Source organism: Oxalobacteraceae bacterium OTU3CAMAD1 (assembly GCA_024123915.1).
Taxonomy (GTDB): domain Bacteria; phylum Pseudomonadota; class Gammaproteobacteria; order Burkholderiales; family Burkholderiaceae_D; genus Rugamonas.
On the sequence record CP099650.1, the window covers coordinates 7,363,516 to 7,383,212 of the forward strand.

Below are 19,697 nucleotides of genomic sequence, written 5' to 3' on the forward strand. Positions count from 1 at the left end.
TACAAATCGAATCAATGGAGCACGATTATTCGAGCGTCTCAATTTTAAAAATCGTAGAGGTTTGGCAGTCCAAGAATCTGGCTTAAAGCCTCCAGCGCGGTGTGTACTTCGATCGCCAATGAAGGATCGGCGAGATCGGACGGATCGAGCCGGTCGCGGTAGTGCTTCTCCACCCACGCCACCAGCGTGTGATACAAAGCCTCTGTCATCACAACGCCTTGATGCATGGCTGCCGCCTCGGCATCGTTCAGCGCCACGCGCAGGCGCAGGCACGCCGGTCCGCCGCCGTTGCGCATCGACTGGCGCAGATCGAAATGAATCAACTCGTCAACCGCGTTGCCGCTGGCGACCAGTCCTTGCAGGTACGCGGCGACGGCGGCGTTCTCCTCGCACTCCTGCGGGATCACCAGCGCCATCTTGCCATTGTCCTTGGACAGCAGCTGGCTGTTAAACAGATAGCTGGCCACCGCATCGGCCACCGACACCGCGCCGGTATCGACGCGAATCGCGTTCAACTCCGCGCCAACGCCGTCCATCGCGCGGCGCAGTTGATCGAGGCTGCCCGCTTCGTCGGCGAACGCCTGGTCGTGATAGAACAGCACATTGCCGTTGCCGACCGCGATGACGTCGTTGTGGAACACGCCCTGGTCGATCACGTCCGGGTTCTGCTGAATATAGACGGTGCGCTCGGACGAGAGGCCGTGCAGGCGCGCGATGGCCTGCGAGGCCTCCAGCGTTTGCCGCGCCGGATACTTCTTCGGCGCCGAGGCCGACGCGTCGAACTCGGTGCGGCCATACACGAACATCTCGACCGCCGCGCTGCCGTGGTCCTTGCACAGGCGCGTGTGGTTGGCCGCGCCTTCGTCGCCGAACGCCGGCGTGCCGGGCAGCGCATCGTGTACCGCAAAGTGGTCGATATTGTGGAAGATGGCGCGCAGGCTGCGCGCCGACTGTTCGTGCTCGAAGGCGCGATGCAGTTTGTTGTTTAAATTGGCGGCGGTGAAATGCGTGCGGCCGTCGGCGCTATCGGCGGACGGGCTGACCGTCGCCGCGTTGGCGGTCCACATCGGCGAGGCAGAATACGCGCACGCCAGGATCACCGGCGCTTCTTTGGCCGCTTTCGCCAGCACGTCCGCATCGCTGCCGGTGAAGCCGATACTGCGCAGCAGCCGGAAGTTGGGCCGGTCCTGCGGCGGTAACAGCGCCTGGCCGAAGCCGCGCGCGGCCAGCGCCCGCATCTTGGCCAGCCCCTGCAACGCCGCCAGCTTGGGATTGGACGCGCTCTTGACATTGCTGAACGACGCCACATTGCCGAACGACAGACCGGCGTAGTTGTGCGATGGGCCTACCAGACCGTCGAAGTTAAATTCGCGTGCGCGCATTTCAGATCCTTAGAAGTGCATGCCCGGCGAAAGCTTCGCAGGCATTTCAAGTACATTGTTTTCGATCGACGCCACCGGATAGGCGCAGTAGTCGGCCGCGTAGTAGGCGCTCGGACGATGGTTGCCCGACTGGCCGACGCCGCCGAACGGCGCGGTACTGGCAGCGCCCGTGGTAGGACGGTTCCAGTTGACGATGCCGGCGCGTGCGCGCACCTTGAAAATCTTCCACAGGTTTTCGTCGTTGGAGATCAGCGCCGACGCCAGGCCGAAGGCGGTGGCGTTGGCGGCGTTGATGGCGCTGTCGAAATCTGCCACGCGGATCACCTGCAGCAGAGGGCCGAACCACTCTTCGTCCGGGATGCCCTGGGCGCCGGTGACGTCGACGATGCCGGCCGAAACGAAGCCGCTGTTGGCATCCAGATGGCGCATCTCCAGCAGGAGCTTGCCGCCCTTGGACACCATGTCCTCCTGCGCCTGCACCAGGCGTTTGGCCACCACCGACGAGACCACAGGCCCCATGAACGGCGCCGGTTCGGCATTCGAGGCGCCGATAGTCAGGCGGCTGGCCACGTCGACCAGGCGCGCGACGATCGCGTCGCCCGCCGCGCCGGTCGGCAGGATCAGGCGGCGCGCGCAGGTGCAGCGCTGGCCGGCCGAGATGAAGGCCGACGAAATCGCCATGAAGACGGCAGCGTCGATATCTTTGACGTCCCAGATCACCAGCGGATTGTTACCGCCCATTTCCAGCGCCAGCATCTTGCCCGGCTGGCCGCCGAACTGCTTGTGCAGCGCGGAGCCGGTCTGGCAGCTGCCGGTGAACAGCACGCCGTCGAGCAGCGGGTTCTGGCCCAGCGCGATGCCGGTGTCGCGGCCGCCGTTGACCAGGTTGATCACGCCTTTCGGCACGCCGGCCTGCTCCCACAGCTGCACGGTCTTGACGGCGGTGCGCGGCGCGTATTCGCTCGGCTTGAACACCACCGTGTTACCGGCGATCAGCGCCGGCACGATATGGCCGTTCGGCAGGTGACCTGGGAAGTTATACGGACCGAACACGCCGAACACGCCGTGCGGGCGATGGCGCAGCACCGCCTCGCCGTCGGCGACCTTGTTGTGCGACTCGCCGGTGCGGGCGGCGTGCGCCTGCACCGAGATATCGATCTTGTTGGCCATCGTCGCCACTTCGGTGCGCGCTTCCCACAACGGCTTGCCCACTTCCTCGGAGATCAGCAGCGCCAGCTCCTCGGCGTCCTGCTTGAGCAGATCGCGGAAGCGGGTGCAGACGGCGATGCGCTCGTCCAGCGGCGTCAGGGCCCACGCTTCGAAGGCCTCGCGCGCGGCGGCGCAGGCGAGGGCCACGTCTTGCGGCATCGATTCATTGCTGGCCCAGGTCTGCTGGCCGTTCGATGGATCGATGGTCGCAATTTCGGCGCCGCTGCCCGGCAGCCATTCGCCGTTGATGAAATTACTGAGTGCGGTGTTCGATGCGTTGGGGGATGCGTTAAACATGTGGATTCTTCCTCAAATTGAGAGTCAGGGTGCGGACGGTGTCGCCGGCCTTGCAGCACAGGGCTTCCTGCTCCGCGACGGGCAGCTCCAGGGCGCCGTTGACGGGCACCGACTGCGACAGGATCATGCGGAAATCGCTCAGCGTGGTGTTCGACACCAGCATGGGTTCATCCGCCGGCGCTTCCGGCGCGCAGGCGGAGGCCAGGTCGGAAACGGTACCGATTTCGGCCAGCGTGCTGTCGCGCATGGCGCGCAGCTCGGACACGCGCGCCTGCAGCACCGGGCCGGCGTCGAAGATATCGACGTAGCCTTCGAAGTACAGGCCTTCCTGCTCCAGCAGGCGGCGCGCCGGCGCCGTCGACGTGTGGACCTTGCCGATCACCTGCTGCGCGTCCTCCGGCAGATAGGCCACGTACAACGGCTGGCGCGGCATCAGCTCGGCGATGAAAGACTTCTTGCCGACGGCGGTCAGGTCATCGACGTGGTCGAAATCCATCTTGAAGAAGTGACGGCCCAGCCCTTCATAGAACGGCGAACGTCCGCCCTCCTCCTGGTAGCCGCGCATTTCGGCGATCAGCTTTTCGGTGAACAGATGCGGGAACTGCGCGATGAACAGAAAACGGCTCTTCGACAGCAGCTTGCCGTTGTTGCCGGTGCGGTAGTCCGGGTGCAGGAACAGCGAACACAGTTCGGTGCTGCCGGTCAGGTCGTTCGACAGGTACAGCGTTTCCATGCGGGTGAACACATCGAGCTCGCGGCTCGAGTGCACCAGGGTGCCGATGCGGTAGTTATAAAACGGCTCGTTCAGCCCCACCGCGCCCTTGATCGCGCACACGCCGGCCAGGCGGCCCGTGTCGGTATCCTCCATCACGAACATGTAGTCGCGCTTTTCGGGCGGGATGGTTTCGGCGAACGAGGCGACGGCGATCGCCAGGCGGTCGCCCATCATCTTCATGTCCGGCTTGAGGGTGGTCATGCCGCTGCCGACCTGCGTGGCCATCACGTACAGGGCGTCGAGGTCGTCGGCTTTGATTGCGCGTACTACTAGCATAGGTTGTCCACTCTTAGATTCTGACGCAGATGACGGTGTCGCCGTCGGCGACTTGCAGCGCTTCCAGCACATCGGCCGGCAGCGCGGCGGTGACTTGCGATTCCAGCGCGGCGCAATGGGTGATCACGGCGCGGAAGTTATGCTCGGCGCCCGACGACACCGCGTAGCGCAGTTGCGGTTCGCGGCCACGGTCGCGCGATTCGGGCGCGGTGCTGACGCGGCGCTGCAGCGCGCCGCTGAAGGTGCGCAGCGAATTCTTGTGCGCCTGCAGGATCGGGCCGCCGTCGAAGATGTCGATGTAGTCGTCGGCTTCGAAGCCTTCGGCCGTCAGCAGGTTGAACGCCAGCTCGCCCGACGGATGGATCTGGCCCATGGCCGCCTGCGCGTCGCCCGGCAGCAGCGGCACGTAGACCGGATAGTGCGGCATCAGCTCCACGATCAGGGTGCGGTTGCGGGCGCCGCCGATCACGCGTTCGGCGTCGAGGAAATCCATCTGGAAGAACTTGCGGCCCAGCGCATCCCAGAACGGCGAGCCGCCGGCGTCGTCGGTCACGCCGGCCAGCGGCACGAAGAAGCGGTCGGAGAAGCGGTGCGGCGCCAGCACGGCGAACATCAGCCGCGCGCGCGACAGCAGCGCCGCTTCCGGCGTGCCATATTCGCGCTCGCCGACATAAAAACTGGACAGCTGCGAGTAGCCGGTCAGCTCCGAGCAAAGCGTCAGCGCGTGCACGCTGTGGCTGATATTCAAGTCGCGCGACACCTGCTGGATCACGTCGTTGCGGAACGAGAAATAGGTGCCGTTGGAACCGGCGGCGGCGAAGATGGCGGCGGTGCCGACGATGGTTTTATCGCCCAAAGACTCAAGCACCAGCAGATACGCCTCTTCGCTCGGGATATCCACGTGGGCGGCGAACGACGCGATCGAACGCTCGATCATGGCGAGGATTTTCTCGCGCGTCTTCGGCAGGGTATGCACTCCCGGCATGGGCACCGCGGCCAGCGCTTCAAGGGCAGCGATATCCGCAAGTTCGACCGGACGGACTACATACATGGGAACTCCTTCGGTAATTCAACGCAAGCGACCCGGCGCATCGGAACGCGCCGGGTCACAAATGAAAAGCGGCGGAACCAGGTCCGCCGCGATTACTTCTTAGGCTGCGGCGATCATGCCGTCCAGCGACAGGCGCAGGATGCGGTCGACTTCAGCGATCTGCGCGTCCGAGACGATCAGCGCCGGCGCCAGACGCACCACGTCCATGCCCGCGATCAGCACCATCAGGCCATTGGCTTCGGCGGCCTTCTGGATATCCTTCGAGCGGCCTTTCCAGGCGTCGGTGACGACCATGCCCAGCAGCAGGCCGGCGCCGCGCACTTGGGTGAACACTTGCGGGTAGTCGGCGATCAGCTTTTCCATCGTGCCGCGCAGCTTGGCGCCGGCTTCCTTCACACGCGCCAGGAAGGCCGGCTGGTTGATCGTCTCGAGCACCGTCAGCGCCACGGTCGCGGCCAACGGGTTACCGCCATAGGTGGTGCCGTGCGAGCCGACGCCCAGCGTGGCGGCCAGTTCGTGCGTGGTCAGCATCGCGCCGATCGGATAGCCGTTGCCCAGCGCCTTGGCCGACGTCAGCACGTCCGGCGTGATCCCGTAGGTCATGTAGTGGAACAGGTCACCGGTACGGCCCATGCCGCATTGGACTTCGTCGAAGATCAGCAGCGCGCCGGTCTTGGTGCACAGGTCGCGCAGTTCCTGCAGGTAGGCCTTGTCGGCCGGGACCACGCCGCCCTCGCCTTGCAGCGGTTCGACGATCACGGCGCAGACGTCGTCGCCGATGGCGGCGCGCGCCGCTTCGATATCGTTATAGACGATATGGTCGATCGACGGCGGCAGCGGCTCGAAGCCTTCGGTGTACTTCGACTGGCCGCCGACGGACACGGTGAACAGGGTGCGGCCGTGGAACGACTGGTAGCACGAGATGATGCGCGATTTGTGCGCGCCGAATTTGGTGTGCGCGTATTTACGCGCCAGCTTCAGGGCCGCCTCGTTGGCTTCCGCGCCGGAGTTGCAGAAGAAGGCGCGGTCGGCGAAGGTGGCTTCGGTCAGCGCGGTACCCAGGCGCAGCACCGGCTCGTTGGTGTAGCCGTTACCGAGGTGCCACAGGGTGTTGGCCTGGCGGGTCAGCGCCTCCACCACGATCGGGTTGCAGTGGCCCAGCGAGGCCACTGCGATGCCGGACGTGAAGTCCAGATAGTGTTTGCCATTCTGGTCCCACAGGTCCAGGCCAGCGCCTCGGACCGGAACCATCGCTGCGGGTGCGTAGGTAGGCACCAGGACTTCATCAAAAGTCTGACGAGTCACAGGACGGGTCGTTACGGTCGTATCTAGCTTGGCGTTCATGGCATTCCCTATCAATGTTTAGTGGGGCGACCAGCAGAAATCCGCTGACGTTGCGCCATTATAGGCAGGACGGCAAAACGCTTCTTTCGGATACGCGACAGGCATTTTCAAATTCGTCACGCTTCCAAGGCTGCGCCATAGTGAAGGCGGCCGTATTTTGTTGACATCACGACACTCTGCGTGTTATTTTTCTTTTAACACTATGGGAGCGCTTCCATTCCGGCAGGCGGCCCGGGGCGTGGACACGCCAACCACCACGGAAGACATCATCATGTTGCAAAATAAGAAATTCGTCCTCGGGGCGGTTGCCATGGCGGCGGCGCTGATGGCGGCGCCAACGCACGCCAGCGAGGCCACGCTCAAGGACGGCAAGCTGGCGATCGACACGCTGCCGTTCGCGCTCGAATCGCAGCTCGACCTGGGCGCGGCCAGCGTCAAGGACAAGGCGCTGGTGTTGCAGGCCAAAAAAGGCACCGATTTGTACGCCAACACGGACGGCACCGAGATCGCCGACAAAACGCCGCGCGTGCTGTTCCAGCCGGTCGGCGACTTCATCTTCTCGGCCAAGGTCACGGCCGGCGTCAACCATGCGTTCAACGGCGGCGCGCTGATCGTCTACAACGACAAGGCCAACTGGGCCAAACTGCTGTTCGAATTCGCCAAGACGGGGGCGGCGGGCATCTCCTCGACCGTCGCCAAGGGCGTCGGCGACGACGCCCACCATGGCGTGCGCCAGGGAGGCGCGGTCTACCTGAAGGTGTTGCGGCGCAAGGACATGTTCGTGTTCTACACCTCGCCGGACGGGCGCGACTGGAGCATGGTGCGCAGCTTCAGCCTGCCGGGGGCGGCCACCGCGAAGGTCGGCTTCTCGTCGCAATCGCCGGCCGGCGACGGCTTCAGCGCGCAGTTCTCCGACATCAAGTTCCGGAGCGCGACGTTCAAGGACTTCTGGCAAGGGGAATAAAGCGCGGCCCTGGCGAGCAGCTCAGGCCGGCCGATTGGCCAGCTTGCGCTGGCGTTCCTCGCGCGGGGTGTTGCCGAACAGCGCGCCGAAGGCGGTCGAAAAGTGCGAGCCGGACGAGAAGCCGCACATCAGCCCGACCTGGACGATCGAGTGGTTGGTGTCAAGCAGGAGTTGCCGCGCGCGTTGCAGCCTGAGCTCCAGGTAATAGCGCGACGGCAGGCTGTTCAGGTATTGCTTGAACAGGCGCTCGAGCTGGCGGCGCGACAGCCCGACCAGGTTGGCGATGTCGTCGGTCGACAGCGGCTCTTCGATATTGGTTTCCATCAAAGTCACCGCCTCGGAAAGGCGCGGTTGCAGGGCGCCGAAGCGGGCTTGCAGCGCCACCCGCTGGCGCTCCTCGTGGCCGCGCACGCGCTCGATGCACAGCGCCTCCTTGATGGCGGCCTGCACCGTCGCGCCGAACAGGCATTCGATCAGGGTCAGCGAGAAGTCGATGCTGGCGGCGCCGCCGCAGCAGCTCAGGTGGCGCCCGTCGAGCTCGAACAAGTGCGGGGTCAGGATCGCGCGGTCGTTGATGTGCTCGGTATCCGCGTATAGCGCCCACGGCAGCGCGATGCGCACGCCCGCCATCAGGCCGGCCTCGGCCAGCCTCAGCACGCCGGCGCCGACGCCGCCCCAGTAGTCGGCCGAGCGGCAGCGCTCGATCACGGCGCGGCTCAGCTCGGGCGCCATCGGCGCCTGGTTCTCATCGGCCACCAGCAGCGCCAGGTGATGCTGTCCGGGCCCGGCCAACACCACCTGCGCCGGGGTCATGGTTTCCAGATGCAAGGCATCCTTGCCGAGGATGGTGGCGGCCAGCCGCAGCGGCTGCACCAGCCCGGCCCAGGTGATCGCGTCGGCCTCGCCCGCGTTCACCAGCAGCATGCGCAGCGGCCGCTGCTGGGCGAGCGTGGAAAGGTTAGCGAAGGACATCGGTGGTCGTCATGTGATTATGTTGCCTACTCTGGCGCCAGCGCGGCGGCGGGACGCTCGGTGTTCCACTGGCTGACCATCATACCGGAGATCAATAGCGCGGCGCCGAGCAGGCCGTTCCACGCCAGGGTCTCGCCCAGCCAGAAGTAGGCGAAGATCGCCGCGCAGCCCGGCTCGAAGGCGTAGATCACGGCCGCCTCGTTGGCGCTGCTGTGGCTCTGGCCCCAGGTTTGCAGCGAGATGATGGCCGCCGTCGCCACCACGCCCAGGTAGGCGATGTTGACCGCGTACGTCTCCAGTCCGGTGCGGATGTAGCTCACGTAGTTGGGCAGGTCCTCGGCCCGCTCGGCCACGCCCAGCGGCACCTCGCGCAGCAGCAGCCACACGGCCGAGCACACGGCCACCGTGACGATTTGCGACGCCGTCAGCACCATCAGCTTCTCGACCTTGCGCGTGGTCGCGGCCATCAGCACCACGTAGATGCCGAAAAACACCGCGCACAGCAGCGCCAGCGTGTCGCCGCGCCCCCAGACGAAACCGCCCTCCCAGCACAGCGCGAACAGGCCGGCCAGCGCCAGCACCAGTGCGACGACGATGCGGCGTTCCAGTATTTTGCCCATCAGCACGCCGATCAGCGGCGGCACGAGAACGTTCAGGCCGGTGACGAAGGCGTTGCGGTTGGAGGTGGTCAGCGCCAGCCCCTCGATCTGGAACACGTAGCACAGAAACAACACGCCGCCGGCCAGCACGCCCCAGCGCACATCGTTCCATTTGGCGCGCCACAGGAAGGGCAGCAGCAACAGGCTGGCGATGGCGAAGCGACTCAGCACGATCCAGCTGGCGGACAGGTAGCCGGTCATGTCCTTCATCGCCGGAAAGGTCGTGCCCCAGACCAGGGTCACGATGAGCAACGCGGCGACGCCGCGCAAGTGGTGTGGCATGGTTTTTATTGTCAACTATATTAGAAATTATTGTGGCGCATAGTGTACCCGCCCGGGCCGCAAATTGCGAACCAGCTATAATCACGGTCTATGGGTGAACGCTATCTGAAAAGTATCCGGTTGCTGGCCGAGTGCATGCAGGGCTTTGAACGGCTCTCCAGCGAACGGGCGCGCCAGAGCGGTCTGACGCATCCGCAGTTCGACATTATCGCCACGCTGGGCAACACGCCGGGCATGTCGTATAAGGAGCTGGGCGAAAAAACGCTGATCACCAAGGGCACGCTGACCGGTGTGATCGAACGGCTGGAACAAAAAGGGCTGGTGGAGCGTCAGCGCAACGACTGCGACAAGCGTTCTTTCTTTGTCCGCCTGACGGCCGACGGCGAGGCAACGTTCAACGCCGCCTTTCCCAAGATGATGGAGATGGGCAGGAACCTGTTCACGGACTATCGCGAGGAAGATCTCGCGGCCCTTGAAAAAAACCTGTCCAAGCTCAAAACTGTGATCATGGCCAGCCATCCCGGATGCCCGTCCACCCCCGACCCAACCAAGGAAAACATTTGAAAACGACTCTGCTCGAAGGCAAAAAGCCAGCCAAATTCGACAAACACATCATCGGCAACCTGCTGCTCAACGTCGACACCCCGGACGAAGTGCGCAAGGAAAAGCTGCTGATCGGCGTGCGCAACGAAGACGGCGAGATCTACCGCCTGATCGGCGCCACCAAGCACAACAGCTTTATGAACGCGATCGAGGAGCTGTTCGACCTCGGCCTGACCGACGAACTGCAGGATTCCGACGATATCGTCGAAGGCTGCGACGCCATCTTCAGCGAACAGCAGTAATCCTGCGCCCGCCCAGGCGGGCGGCGGCTGGGGGCGCGTGGCGGGTGTGGCGCGGCATGAAAGTATTTTCCGAATAAGTGCTCCATGGCAATATTCGGGAGTATAATTTTTGTGATGGACAGACTCGACGCCTTCAAAGCCATCGCCGCTCAAGCGAGCCGGGGAGAACTGACGTTCCCGACCAACGTCAACGCCTCGCTGCGGCTGCAGCAGGCGCTGAGCGATCCGGACTGCCACGTCGAAGCGGCGGCCAAACTCATCCAGGCAGACCCGTTGCTGGCCGCGCGCAGCGTCGCCATCGCCAACTCGGTCGCCTACAACCGTTCCGGCACTGAAATCTCCAGCGTGCGCGCGGCCGTCCAGCGGCTCGGCGTGCGCACCTTGCAATCGCTGGTCGCGGCGCTGATCGTGCGCCAGATCGGCAGCCAGGTCACCGAGCCCGTGCTCCAGGCCAAAATCAATCAATTGTGGGAACACACGGCGCATGTGGCCGCGCTGTCGCAGGTCATCGCGCGCCGCGTCACGCATGTCGATCCGGACACGGCGCTGTTCGCCGGCATCGTGCACGAGGTGGCCGGTTTCTACATGCTGTCGTGCGCGGGCGCGTATCCGGAGGTGATGGAAGGCGAGCCGGAGGATTGGGTCGAGCATGGCGAGGTCGAGATCGGCCGTGGCGTGCTGACCAAGCTGGGCGTGCCGGACGGCGTGTATAAATCGATCGAGGCGATGTGGCTGGGCTTGCGCGCCTTGCCGCCGGAAACCTTGGGCGACACGCTGCTGCTGGCCAATGATTTGTCGCCGGTGCACTCGCCGCTGTACCAGCGGCCCGGCGCCACCACGTTGCCCGCTGCGCGCACCATCGACTTCGTCGTCGGTGAAGGCACCTTGCATCGGATCATGGTCGAGTCGGCGCACGAGGTGCGCTCCTTGTATGCGGTGCTGATGCTTTAACCCGCCAGCCTTGCCTAGACGCTTGCTGTAACGCTTAGGGGTCGGACCCGCAGGGTCCGACCCCGCATGGCCGTGCGGGTTTAGCCAACTCTACAGGCAAAAAAAAGCCCGCTTGGTAGCGGGCAAAGTCCAAAACTAGGGATCTCCTCCAGAGGAGACAGTTCAAGAATACCCGCCCCTGCCTCGCTGCTCTGTGCGCCAATTCACATAGCGGACCTATTTCGCGATCACCATACCGGTTCGGTGTTTTTCCAGGCGTCGAGCTGCCCCACGCGCTCGTACCACGCCATGATGTTGGGATACTGCTTGACCGGCAACCGGGCCTGCTCGGTGTACATCAGCGCCGGCGCGACCGCGAAATCAGCCAGGCTGAGCTTGTCGCCGACCAGCCATTCGCGCCCGGCCAGATGGTTGTCCAGCACCGTCGCGAACTGCGCCAGCTGGATCTCGGCGCGGGCGACGACGTCCGCGTCAGGGCCACCCTGGCCGATCAGGCCCTTCCAGATCCGCTCGTACGTCAGGTAGCCGATCGCCGGCGCCCAGTGCTGGCAGGACCACAACATCCAGCGGTTGATGTCGGCGCGCACCAGGATGTTGTCAGGATACAGCGTCTGGCCCAGCGTGCGGTCGGCCAGGTATTGCATGATGGCGCACGATTCCCACAAGGTGAAGTCGCCGTCCTGCAGGACCGGCAGCTTGCAGTTGGGATTGAGCTCGGTCAACCGGCGCCGGTCGTCCGGGTTCATCAGGTTGACCTCGGTCAGATCGAGCGGCGTGCCCATGGTCTCGGCGGCCAGCATCACGCGGCGCGAGTTGGAGGAGATCGAGTGGTGGTAGAGTCGCATGGCTTGCTCCGATGAGTGGGTGGATGAGGACTTCATCGTACGGCCACCGCGCGACAGTTTTTGTCAGGAGTCTTCGGGGATCGCGTGTTCCTTGCGCCATGAGCGCAACAGGTCATGGCGGCGCGCGGGATAGCGCTCGCCCGTCGTTTGCACCTCGGCGATGCGGTCGATGCGGAAGTGGCGGAACGCCATGCGCAGCTCGCACCACGCGGCCAGCATGCGGCTGCCCTCGAAGAAGGCCAGCGCGAACGGCCACACCATGCGCTCCGACGCCGCACCCTTTTCGTCGCGGTAGCCGAGCCGCAGCCGATGCTGGTAGCGGATCGCTTCGCGCACCGGCCGCACGTGGACGTCGCTGGCCTCGGGCGCGGTTTTACCCATCGGCACCCACAGGCTGGTTTCGGCCATGTCGTCGCGCAAGTCCTTGGGCGTGGCGGTGGCGATCTTGGCCAGCGCGCTGGTGGCGGCCGCCGCCAGCCCTTCGTCGCCCTGGCGGCGCACCCAGCGCGCGCCCAGCACCAGCGCCTCGAGCTCGTCGGGGCCGAACATCAGCGGCGGCAGGAAACTGCCGGCTTTCAGCATGTAACCGACGCCGGCCTCGCCCTGCAGCGGCGCGCCAAGGCTGGACAGCGTCTGGATGTCGCGGTAGATCGTGCGTTCGGAAACGCCCAGCTGCTCGGCCAGGCGGGCGGCGGTGACGGGACGGCGGTAGCCGCGCATCGCGTCCATCAGCAGGAAAAGTCGGCCGGATCGGCTCATGTTTTGTTAGTCGTGGTCGAGCAGGAAGTTGCGCTGTGGCGCGTCCAGTGCGTGGTTGTCGGTGGCCGTTTCATCCTTGAGCGCGACGCCCGACAATTGCCGTTTGCGCGCTTCGGACAACAGATAGTGAAGCTTGAACGCTGCGTCGTCGTAGGTCAAGCCCGCCGGACGCACATTCGAGATGCAGTTACGGCTGGCGTCGGTCAATCCGGTCTTCGGCGCCCACGTCAGGTACAGGCCCATGCTGTCGGGGGAGCTCAGGCCGGGACGCTCGCCGATCAGCACCACCACGGCGCGCGCGCCGAGCAGCTCGCCCACCTCGTCGCCGACCGCCACCCGCCCCTGGCCGACGATGGCCGGCGGCGCCAATGACCAACCGTCGTCGGCCAGCCGCGCCATCAGGGTTTTGATGAAGGGAACGGCGTTTTGTTCGATGGCCAGCGCCGACAGGCCGTCGGCGATGACGATCGCCAGGTCGTAGCCGCCGGGCTCGGCCTGGCGTCGCCGCAACAGGGTTTCGCGCGAATCGTCGTCGAGGCGGCGGCCGAGGTCTGGGCGTTGCAGATAGATGTCGCGGCCGGCCGCCGCGCTGTGCAGCGGCAAGCAGCGCAGGCCGCAGGCGGCCAGCAGCGCCTCGCCGAGCGCGGCCTGGTCCAGCGCCAGGTGCACCGCGTCGCGGGCGCGCGCGTGCGCCAGCTGGAACGCCAGCTGCGGCGCGGTCGGCTGGCTGACGCCGCTGCGGCCCAGCGCGATGCGCGCGGCCGTGAAGCGCCGCAGCGACTGCCAGGGGTTGGCGGTCACCACGCCGTCGGCGGCGTCGTTGGCGGCGGGCTGGCCGACAATGATGTTGATCTCGGCATCGTCCATAGAATTCCTGTTTACGTCAAACTGGCCAGCGCGCGCTGGAACGCCACCGGCATGCCGTTGCCCAGGGTGGCGCGTTCGTCGTCGGTGAAAATGTGCATCGCCTTCAGCCACGCCTCGAATTCCGGCGCCGTCTTCAGCCCCAGCACGCGGCGCGCATACAGGGCGTCGTGGAAGGACGTGGTCTGATAGTTGAGCATGATATCGTCCGAGCCCGGAATGCCCATGACGAAGGTGCAGCCGGCCGCGCCCAGCAGGGTCAGCAGCATGTCCATATCGTCCTGGTCGGCCTCGGCGTGGTTGGTGTAGCAGACGTCGCAGCCCATCGGCAGGCCCAGCAGCTTGGCGCAGAAGTGGTCCTCCAGACCGGCGCGGATGATCTGCTTGCCGTCGTACAGATATTCGGGGCCGATGAAGCCGACCACCGAGTTCACCAGCAGCGGCTGGAACTTGCGAGCGACGGCGTAGGCGCGCGTTTCGCAGGTTTGCTGGTCGACGCCGTGGTGGGCGTTGGCCGACAGCGCGCTGCCCTGCCCCGTCTCGAAATACATGACGTTGTTGCCGACCGTGCCGCGTTGCAGCGACAGCGCGGCCTCGCGCGCCTCGTCGAGCAAGGCGATGTTGATGCCGAAGCTGGCGTTGGCCGCCTCGGTGCCGGCGATCGACTGGAACACCAGGTCGACCGGCGCGCCGCGCTCAATGGCGGCGATGGTGTTGGTGACGTGGGTGAGCACGCACGATTGGGTCGGGATGCCGTAGCGGGCAATGATTTCGTCGAGCATGGTGACGATCTTGATCACCTGCGGCACGTTGTCGGTGGCCGGGTTGATGCCAATGACGGCGTCGCCGCTGCCGTACAGCAGGCCGTCGAGCACGCTGGCGGCGATGCCGGTGGCGTCGTCGGTCGGGTGGTTGGGCTGCAGGCGCGTGGCCATGCGCCCTTCGAGGCCGATGGTGTTGCGGAAGCGGGTGACGACGCGGCATTTTTTCGCCACCAGGATCAGGTCCTGGACGCGCATGATCTTGGAGACGGCGGCGGCCATCTCGGGCGTGATGCCGGGGGAGACGGCGGCCAGGGTCGCTTCGTCGGCGGCGTCGCCGAGCAGCCAGTTGCGGAAGTCGCCCACGGTCAGGTGGGCGATGCGGGTGAAGGCGGCTTTGTCGTGGTCGTCGATGATCAGGCGCGTGACTTCGTCCTGTTCGTAGGGGATCACCAGTTCGTTGAGGAACAGCGTCAGCGGCAGGTCGGCGAGGGCCATTTGCGCGGCGACGCGCTCTTCGGCGCTGGCGGCGGCCAGCCCGGCGAGGTAGTCGCCGGAGCGGGCCGGCGTGGCTTTCGCCATCAGGTCCTTGAGGTCGCGGAACTGGTAGGTTTTGCTGCCTACCGTGTGCGAGAAGCTGCTCATTCGTGTCTCCGATGCCAATTCCAATTCCGGGTACGACATAAACACGTAGGGCGGATTAGGCGGAACGCCGTAATCGGCCATCGATGGGCCGTCGGCGACTCAACCATGGCCGATTACGCTTCGCTAATCCGCCCTACGTGTCTCCGTTGATACCGGCCATTCCAGGGTGCGATTTAAAACGTACGCGTTGCCGTTACCAACAACCGCTTCTGCACCACGTTCTTGCTGCTGCCGTCGGCGTTGAAGAAGGTCCACAGCGGCGTGCCGTTCTTGCTGGCGTCGCCGCTGTTGTACACCGCCGCCGCCGAGAACGCCCATTTGTCCATCGTCTTCGTGACGCCCGCCTTCACATCATAGAAGTTGAACTCGCTCATGTGGCGCACGTTCTGCTTGCCCGCGTGCAGGTTCAACACCAGGCCCGGCGCCAGTTCCGGATTCCAGTTCACTTCGCCATACAGGGTGCCGCGCGTGTCGACCAGCTCGCCGGTGGTGGGCTGGATCGTGAAGCCGAACCAGCGCTTGTTCAAGGACACCCAGCCGTAGGCGTTGAAGGCGCCGATGTTCACACCCAGCTTGGCCTCCTGCGTATGGTACTTGATGTCCTGGCCGCCCGTCGCGTAATGCGCGCCCGGGAACCAGTACGTGACGAGGCCGGCATCGATGACGGTGTCGGCATTCAGGCTGTAGCGGTAGCCGCCGTAGACGTCGATCTCGGCGCCGGAACCGTTGTTGTAGGCCGCGTGCGAGACGCCCGAGCCGAACAGGCCGAGGTAGAAGCCGCTCGAGTGCGTGAAGTCCAGGGTGGCCTGGATGGTCGGCTTGGCCTGCGTTTGCGAGATGCCGCGGAACAGGTAGTCGGAGACGATGGTGACGTTGCCGCTCTCGGTCCAGTCGGGAGCCGGCGCCGGCGCCGGCGCCGGATCTGCGGCCATCGCGGAACTCGAGAACAAGACGGCACACGCCAGCATGAGGATAGTTTTAGACATTGAATATGCTCCAGTGGTTAGATAGGGTCCAACGCGGCGTGCTGCTGGCGGCTGTCCTTGGTGAACAGGAAGAACACATAGCCGGCCGCAAGGAAGCCGACGAACAGCGCGAAGATCAGCGGGTTGTAATAGATCATCGTTCCCATGCAGACCACGGCGCCGGCCAGCGCGATGGCCGGGAACAGTGGATACAACGGCGCGCGGAACGGACGAACCATGTGCGGCTCGGCGCGGCGCAGCTTGAACAGGCTCAGCATGCTGATGATGTACATCGTGATGGCGCCGAACACCGACATGGTGACGATGTTGGCCGTCAAGGTCAGCCCGCCGATCTTGATCAGCTCATCGCTATAGATGGCGGCGATGCCGACCACGCCGCCGGCCAGCACGGCGCGGTGCGGCGTCTTGAAGCGCGGGTGGATCTTGGCGAAGTAGTGCGGCAGGTAGGCCTCGCGCGCCAGCGCGTAGATCTGGCGCGAGTAGCCCAGGATGATGCCGTGGAAGGAGGCGATCAGGCCGAACAGCCCGAGCCACACCAGCATGTGCAGCCAGCCGCTGTTGTCGCCGACGATCAGCTTCATCGCCTGCGGCAGCGGGTCGTTGATGTTGGCCAGCTTGGTCCAGTCGCCGGCGCCGCCGGCGAACACCATCACGCCGATCGCCAACAGCACCAGGGTGATGATGCCGGTGATGTAGGCGATCGGGATCGAACGCTTGGGGTCCTTGGCTTCCTCGGCCGCCATCGCCACGCCCTCGATCGCCAGGAAGAACCAGATGGCGAACGGGATCGCCGCGAACATGCCCGGCACGGAAGCGAGGCTGAACGTATCCGAGCCCGACCAGCCGCCCTTGGTAAAGTTGGCCATCGAGAAGCCCGGCGCGACCACGCCCATGAACACCAGCAGTTCGAAGATCGCCAGCAAGGCCATCAGCAGCTCGAAGGTGGCGGCCACCTGCACGCCGACGATGTTGAGCGTCATGAAGATCAGGTAGGCGCCCACGGCCGCCAGCTTGGGGTCGATCTGCGGGTACTGCACGTTGAGGTAGGCGCCGATCGCCAGCGCGATGGCCGGCGGGGCGAACACGAACTCGATCAGCGTGGCGGCGCCGGCCAGGTAGCCGCCGGTGGGGCCGAAGGCGCGCTTGCTGTAGGCGAAGGGGCCGCCCGCGTGCGGGATCGAGGTGGTCAGCTCGGTGAAGCTGAAGATGAAGGTGGTGTACATGGCCGCGACGAACAGCGCGGTGATGGTGAAGCCGAGGGTGCCGGCCGAGGCCCAGCCATAGCTCCAGCCGAAGTATTCGCCGGAGATGACCAGCCCGACGGCGATGCCCCATAGCTGGAAGGTGCTCAGCGTCTGCTGCAGCGCGGGCTTGCCGGCCGCTTGTTTTGCGTTCATATTTTTCCCCTAATTTAGCCGCGTCTGAGGCCCGGATGGACGCTTGGTCCGGGCGGGTATGGAAGTTGCTGCGAATTTCAGTATAGAAGCGGGGTTAGGCGGGCCGTTATCGAAAATCGGCAAACTTGAGGCCGCCCAGCCCGGCGGCGACGTGAAATACAACAGCGACAACAGCGGGAAGGAACTGATATGCACCAGACTGCAACACAGTTGTTGCACCATGCGCGCGAGGTGCGCACGGTGTTGGCGCACGACGCCGATGCGCTGGCCAGCGAACTGACCAACTGGCAGCAGCGCTACGACCAGATCAGCTCGGGCCTGTTTCGCGGTGCCCTGACGGAACGTCAGTTACCCCAGCTACAAGTGTTCCGCGAACGCCTGAGCCAGTCGGTGCGGCAGTCGTGCCGCGTGTGGCCCGACGCGATCTGGTTCGGCCTGCCCGACCACGCGGCGGCCACGCGCATCAACGGCCGCCAGACCGAGGCCGATTCGATCATGGTGCAGCCAGGCAATGTTGAGTTTGAGTTGGTCACGCCGAGTGACTATAGGATCTACGGCATCGTCGCCAGCCGTCAGTTGCTGACCGACACCGCGCGGGCGCATGGCTGCCAGATCGACTGGCAGCGCGTGCAGTCGGCCGATCTGCTGCAGGTCGACGCGGCCGAGCGCGCGGCCTTTCTGCGCACCCTGGCGCGGCTGCTGCCGGATGAAACGCAGCCGGGCTCCGGCGCGGCCGAGCCGCAGTGGCAGCAAGGCGTTCTGCTGGCGTTATTGGATATGCTGGACCACCGCTGCGTGGAGCCGGAGGTCGCCGCCAGCCTGCAACGGCGGCGGCGCGTGGTGGCGCTAGCGCGCGAGTATATCCACGCGCACCGCAGCGAGGCGATCACCGTGCCGGAACTGTGCGAGCAGGTGCACGTGAGCCGCCGCACCTTGCAGTACTGTTTCGAGGATGTGCTGGGCATGAGCCCCATGCTGTACCTGCGCATGATGCGGCTGAACGGCGTGCGCCGCCAGTTGAACGACGGCGCGCCGGGCGAAGTGGCGATAGGCGATGTGGCCGACGCCTGGGGGCTGAGTAATTTCAGCCAGTTCTCCAGCGACTACCGCAAGCTGTTTGGACACTGCCCGTCGGCGACGTTGAAGGCGCGCGCTCAGTAAAGCGCGCCAACCCGCACTGCCCGGCGGTGACTCGGCGTCCCCGTCGTACCCCACTGGGTACGACCCCTAAGTGGTGACACAGGCGTATCGCTAAAAGCGGGCGGGTTTCGACTTGGCTCAGATGATTTGAAACGCGCCGGCGGCGGCGCCAAGCGCGATCAGCACCACCGGATTGAGCTTGGTGCGCAGCAGGATCAGCGCCGACAGCAAAGTCACGACATCGGCGCGCCAGTCGGTGTTGGAGATGCCGGTGAACAGCCAGGCGGTGGCGGCCATCAGGCCGATCGACATCGGGCCGAACGCCTCGCCCAACGCGCGCGACATGCGCCCGCCCGCGCGGCCGGCGTGCCAGCGGATCGCCGTCAAGGTCAACAAGGTGGACGGCACGATCACGGCGATGGTGGTCATGATGGCGCCGGACCAGCCGCCGATCAGCCATCCGACCAGTGAGATGAACAGCAGGTTGGGACCAGGCGCCGCCTGGGCGATGGCATAGGCGGCGGAGAACTGCTCGTTGGTCAGCCAGTGCTGGCCTTCCACCACGTACTGCCCCACCTGTGGCGCCAGCAGCACCACGCCGCCGCCTACGGCCATCAGCGACATCAGCGCGATATGCAGCGACAGTTCCGCGACCGGCGATTGCTCATTCATGTTTGTCTCCCAGCAGATACGCGGCGGCGGTGCCCAACGGCGCCAGCACGCAGAACACCAGCGCCAGCTGCCACTTCAATAGTCCCAGCGCGATAAAGGCGAGCACCATCATCAACAGCTTCAGTTGATCGTGCTTGCGCCGCCAGTGGGCCTTGGCGAACATCGCCGTCGCCATCTTCGCCGCCGTCGCCAGGATCAGGCCCGCCGCGACGGCGGCCATGCCGCCGATCGCGCGCCGGATGATCTCCACGTCGCCGAACTGCTGGTAGACGACACCCAACCCGATGACGATGAAGAACGGGCCGAGAATCAAGCCACCCACCGCCGCCAGCGCGCCGGCGATGCCGGCATAGCGGTTGCCCACCATCAGGCCGACGTTGCAGACCGTCGGCCCGGGCAGCATCTGGCTCAGCGCCATGCACTTGGCGAATTCTTCCGCCGTCAGCCATTTGTGCTGCTCGACCAGGGCGCGGTAGGCGAAAGGCATGACGCCGCCAAAGCCCATCAGCGCCAACCTGGAGAAGACGAAGAAGATCGTTGATGGTGACAAGTGGTCTGTGCGCTCGGTAAGCGCGCCTGCCTGGGTGTGCATGGTGTGTACTCCTGGACTCGATGGCGGAA

General features: G+C 65.1%; 20 protein-coding genes. 5 read left to right on the top strand and 15 right to left on the bottom strand.

The genetic code is table 11. From position 1 onward, the window contains the following. Positions 1-44 precede the first annotated feature (44 nt). The 5 genes from astB to NHH88_31610 all read right to left on the bottom strand — a co-directional run bounded on the left by astB (position 45) and on the right by NHH88_31610 (position 6,334). Positions 45-1,382: an N-succinylarginine dihydrolase gene (astB, locus tag NHH88_31590; GenBank protein USX14129.1), complete on the bottom strand. Its 1,338-nt coding sequence runs from the start codon at positions 1,380-1,382 to the stop codon at positions 45-47. A gap of 9 nt (positions 1,383-1,391) precedes the next feature. Next, the gene (gene astD / locus NHH88_31595; GenBank protein ID USX14130.1) at positions 1,392-2,888 is read right to left on the bottom strand and encodes a succinylglutamate-semialdehyde dehydrogenase; all 1,497 of its coding nucleotides are present in this window, start codon (positions 2,886-2,888) and stop codon (positions 1,392-1,394) included. Continuing rightward, on the bottom strand, positions 2,881-3,939 hold the full coding sequence (astA, locus tag NHH88_31600) for an arginine N-succinyltransferase (GenBank protein USX14131.1): 1,059 nt from the start codon (positions 3,937-3,939) through the stop codon (positions 2,881-2,883). Before astA ends, astD begins: the two co-directional genes overlap by 8 nt. Positions 3,940-3,952: 13 nt before the next feature. Next, on the bottom strand, positions 3,953-4,990 hold the full coding sequence (locus tag NHH88_31605) for an arginine N-succinyltransferase (GenBank protein ID USX14132.1): 1,038 nt from the start codon (positions 4,988-4,990) through the stop codon (positions 3,953-3,955). A 99-nt stretch (positions 4,991-5,089) separates the two neighbouring features. Continuing rightward, complete coding sequence (locus tag NHH88_31610; protein ID USX14133.1) at positions 5,090-6,334, bottom strand: acetylornithine/succinyldiaminopimelate transaminase; 1,245 nt, start codon at positions 6,332-6,334, stop codon at positions 5,090-5,092. Between the two features lie 238 nt (positions 6,335-6,572). On the opposite strand from NHH88_31610, the gene NHH88_31615 reads away from it, so the two are divergent. After that, complete coding sequence (locus tag NHH88_31615) at positions 6,573-7,298, top strand: DUF1349 domain-containing protein (protein USX14134.1); 726 nt, start codon at positions 6,573-6,575, stop codon at positions 7,296-7,298. Positions 7,299-7,319: 21 nt separating this feature from the next. Here NHH88_31615 and NHH88_31620 read toward each other — a convergent pair whose 3' ends face one another. Together NHH88_31620 and NHH88_31625 are read right to left on the bottom strand one after the other, a co-directional pair. Next, entirely contained in the window at positions 7,320-8,270 is a 951-nt protein-coding gene (locus NHH88_31620) for a helix-turn-helix domain-containing protein (protein USX14135.1), read from the bottom strand. Between the two features lie 26 nt (positions 8,271-8,296). Beyond that, entirely contained in the window at positions 8,297-9,211 is a 915-nt protein-coding gene (locus NHH88_31625; protein ID USX14136.1) for a DMT family transporter, read from the bottom strand. A gap of 90 nt (positions 9,212-9,301) precedes the next feature. On the opposite strand from NHH88_31625, the gene NHH88_31630 reads away from it, so the two are divergent. The 3 genes from NHH88_31630 to NHH88_31640 all read left to right on the top strand — a co-directional run bounded on the left by NHH88_31630 (position 9,302) and on the right by NHH88_31640 (position 11,007). After that, complete coding sequence (locus tag NHH88_31630) at positions 9,302-9,775, top strand: MarR family transcriptional regulator (GenBank protein USX14137.1); 474 nt, start codon at positions 9,302-9,304, stop codon at positions 9,773-9,775. Continuing rightward, complete coding sequence (locus NHH88_31635; protein USX14138.1) at positions 9,772-10,056, top strand: hypothetical protein; 285 nt, start codon at positions 9,772-9,774, stop codon at positions 10,054-10,056. Before NHH88_31630 ends, NHH88_31635 begins: the two co-directional genes overlap by 4 nt. Before the next feature lie 114 nt (positions 10,057-10,170). Further along, positions 10,171-11,007 (top strand): HDOD domain-containing protein, encoded by an 837-nt coding sequence (locus NHH88_31640; protein ID USX14139.1) that lies wholly within the window; start codon positions 10,171-10,173, stop codon positions 11,005-11,007. 227 nt (positions 11,008-11,234) lie between these two features. On the opposite strand, the gene NHH88_31645 is transcribed toward NHH88_31640, so the two are convergent. The 6 genes from NHH88_31645 to eat all read right to left on the bottom strand — a co-directional run bounded on the left by NHH88_31645 (position 11,235) and on the right by eat (position 17,264). After that, entirely contained in the window at positions 11,235-11,852 is a 618-nt protein-coding gene (locus tag NHH88_31645; GenBank protein ID USX14140.1) for a glutathione S-transferase family protein, read from the bottom strand. A gap of 63 nt (positions 11,853-11,915) precedes the next feature. Beyond that, positions 11,916-12,611 carry a YafY family transcriptional regulator gene (locus NHH88_31650; GenBank protein USX14141.1) on the bottom strand — a complete coding sequence of 232 codons (696 nt, stop codon included), beginning with the start codon at positions 12,609-12,611 and terminating at the stop codon, positions 11,916-11,918. 6 nt (positions 12,612-12,617) lie between these two features. Then, positions 12,618-13,478, bottom strand: a complete 861-nt coding sequence (gene eutC, locus NHH88_31655; protein ID USX14142.1) for an ethanolamine ammonia-lyase subunit EutC — start codon at positions 13,476-13,478, stop codon at positions 12,618-12,620. 11 nt (positions 13,479-13,489) lie between these two features. Then, on the bottom strand, positions 13,490-14,881 hold the full coding sequence (locus NHH88_31660; protein ID USX14143.1) for an ethanolamine ammonia-lyase subunit EutB: 1,392 nt from the start codon (positions 14,879-14,881) through the stop codon (positions 13,490-13,492). A gap of 173 nt (positions 14,882-15,054) precedes the next feature. Continuing rightward, a complete protein-coding gene (locus NHH88_31665; protein ID USX14144.1) occupies positions 15,055-15,867 on the bottom strand; it encodes a TorF family putative porin in 813 nt (270 codons plus the stop codon). Positions 15,868-15,884: 17 nt separating this feature from the next. Then, entirely contained in the window at positions 15,885-17,264 is a 1,380-nt protein-coding gene (gene eat / locus NHH88_31670) for an ethanolamine permease (protein ID USX14145.1), read from the bottom strand. A 189-nt stretch (positions 17,265-17,453) separates the two neighbouring features. Between eat and NHH88_31675 the strand changes: the two genes are divergently transcribed. Next, complete coding sequence (locus tag NHH88_31675; GenBank protein USX14146.1) at positions 17,454-18,425, top strand: helix-turn-helix domain-containing protein; 972 nt, start codon at positions 17,454-17,456, stop codon at positions 18,423-18,425. Positions 18,426-18,542: 117 nt separating this feature from the next. Here the strand turns inward: NHH88_31675 and NHH88_31680 are convergent, their stop codons facing one another. Beyond that, complete coding sequence (locus NHH88_31680) at positions 18,543-19,076, bottom strand: chromate transporter (protein USX14147.1); 534 nt, start codon at positions 19,074-19,076, stop codon at positions 18,543-18,545. Further along, positions 19,069-19,668: a chromate transporter gene (locus NHH88_31685; protein ID USX14148.1), complete on the bottom strand. Its 600-nt coding sequence runs from the start codon at positions 19,666-19,668 to the stop codon at positions 19,069-19,071. The genes NHH88_31680 and NHH88_31685 overlap by 8 nt, the downstream gene beginning before the upstream one ends. Between the last annotated feature and the right edge of the window lie 29 nt (positions 19,669-19,697).

Bases quoted from the DNA above. Each gene is read 5' to 3' on its own strand.
- astB (USX14129.1), bottom strand. From the start codon at position 1,382: ATGCGCGCACGCGAATTTAACTTCGACGGTCTGGTAGGCCCATCGCAC.
- astD (USX14130.1), bottom strand. From the start codon at position 2,888: ATGTTTAACGCATCCCCCAACGCATCGAACACCGCACTCAGTAATTTC.
- astA (USX14131.1), bottom strand. From the start codon at position 3,939: ATGCTAGTAGTACGCGCAATCAAAGCCGACGACCTCGACGCCCTGTAC.
- NHH88_31605 (USX14132.1), bottom strand. From the start codon at position 4,990: ATGTATGTAGTCCGTCCGGTCGAACTTGCGGATATCGCTGCCCTTGAA.
- NHH88_31610 (USX14133.1), bottom strand. From the start codon at position 6,334: ATGAACGCCAAGCTAGATACGACCGTAACGACCCGTCCTGTGACTCGT.
- NHH88_31620 (USX14135.1), bottom strand. From the start codon at position 8,270: ATGTCCTTCGCTAACCTTTCCACGCTCGCCCAGCAGCGGCCGCTGCGC.
- NHH88_31625 (USX14136.1), bottom strand. From the start codon at position 9,211: ATGCCACACCACTTGCGCGGCGTCGCCGCGTTGCTCATCGTGACCCTG.
- NHH88_31630 (USX14137.1), top strand. From the start codon at position 9,302: ATGGGTGAACGCTATCTGAAAAGTATCCGGTTGCTGGCCGAGTGCATG.
- NHH88_31640 (USX14139.1), top strand. From the start codon at position 10,171: ATGGACAGACTCGACGCCTTCAAAGCCATCGCCGCTCAAGCGAGCCGG.
- NHH88_31645 (USX14140.1), bottom strand. From the start codon at position 11,852: ATGCGACTCTACCACCACTCGATCTCCTCCAACTCGCGCCGCGTGATG.
- NHH88_31650 (USX14141.1), bottom strand. From the start codon at position 12,611: ATGAGCCGATCCGGCCGACTTTTCCTGCTGATGGACGCGATGCGCGGC.
- eutC (USX14142.1), bottom strand. From the start codon at position 13,478: ATGGACGATGCCGAGATCAACATCATTGTCGGCCAGCCCGCCGCCAAC.
- NHH88_31660 (USX14143.1), bottom strand. From the start codon at position 14,881: ATGAGCAGCTTCTCGCACACGGTAGGCAGCAAAACCTACCAGTTCCGC.
- NHH88_31665 (USX14144.1), bottom strand. From the start codon at position 15,867: ATGTCTAAAACTATCCTCATGCTGGCGTGTGCCGTCTTGTTCTCGAGT.
- eat (USX14145.1), bottom strand. From the start codon at position 17,264: ATGAACGCAAAACAAGCGGCCGGCAAGCCCGCGCTGCAGCAGACGCTG.
- NHH88_31675 (USX14146.1), top strand. From the start codon at position 17,454: ATGCACCAGACTGCAACACAGTTGTTGCACCATGCGCGCGAGGTGCGC.
- NHH88_31680 (USX14147.1), bottom strand. From the start codon at position 19,076: ATGAATGAGCAATCGCCGGTCGCGGAACTGTCGCTGCATATCGCGCTG.
- NHH88_31685 (USX14148.1), bottom strand. From the start codon at position 19,668: ATGCACACCCAGGCAGGCGCGCTTACCGAGCGCACAGACCACTTGTCA.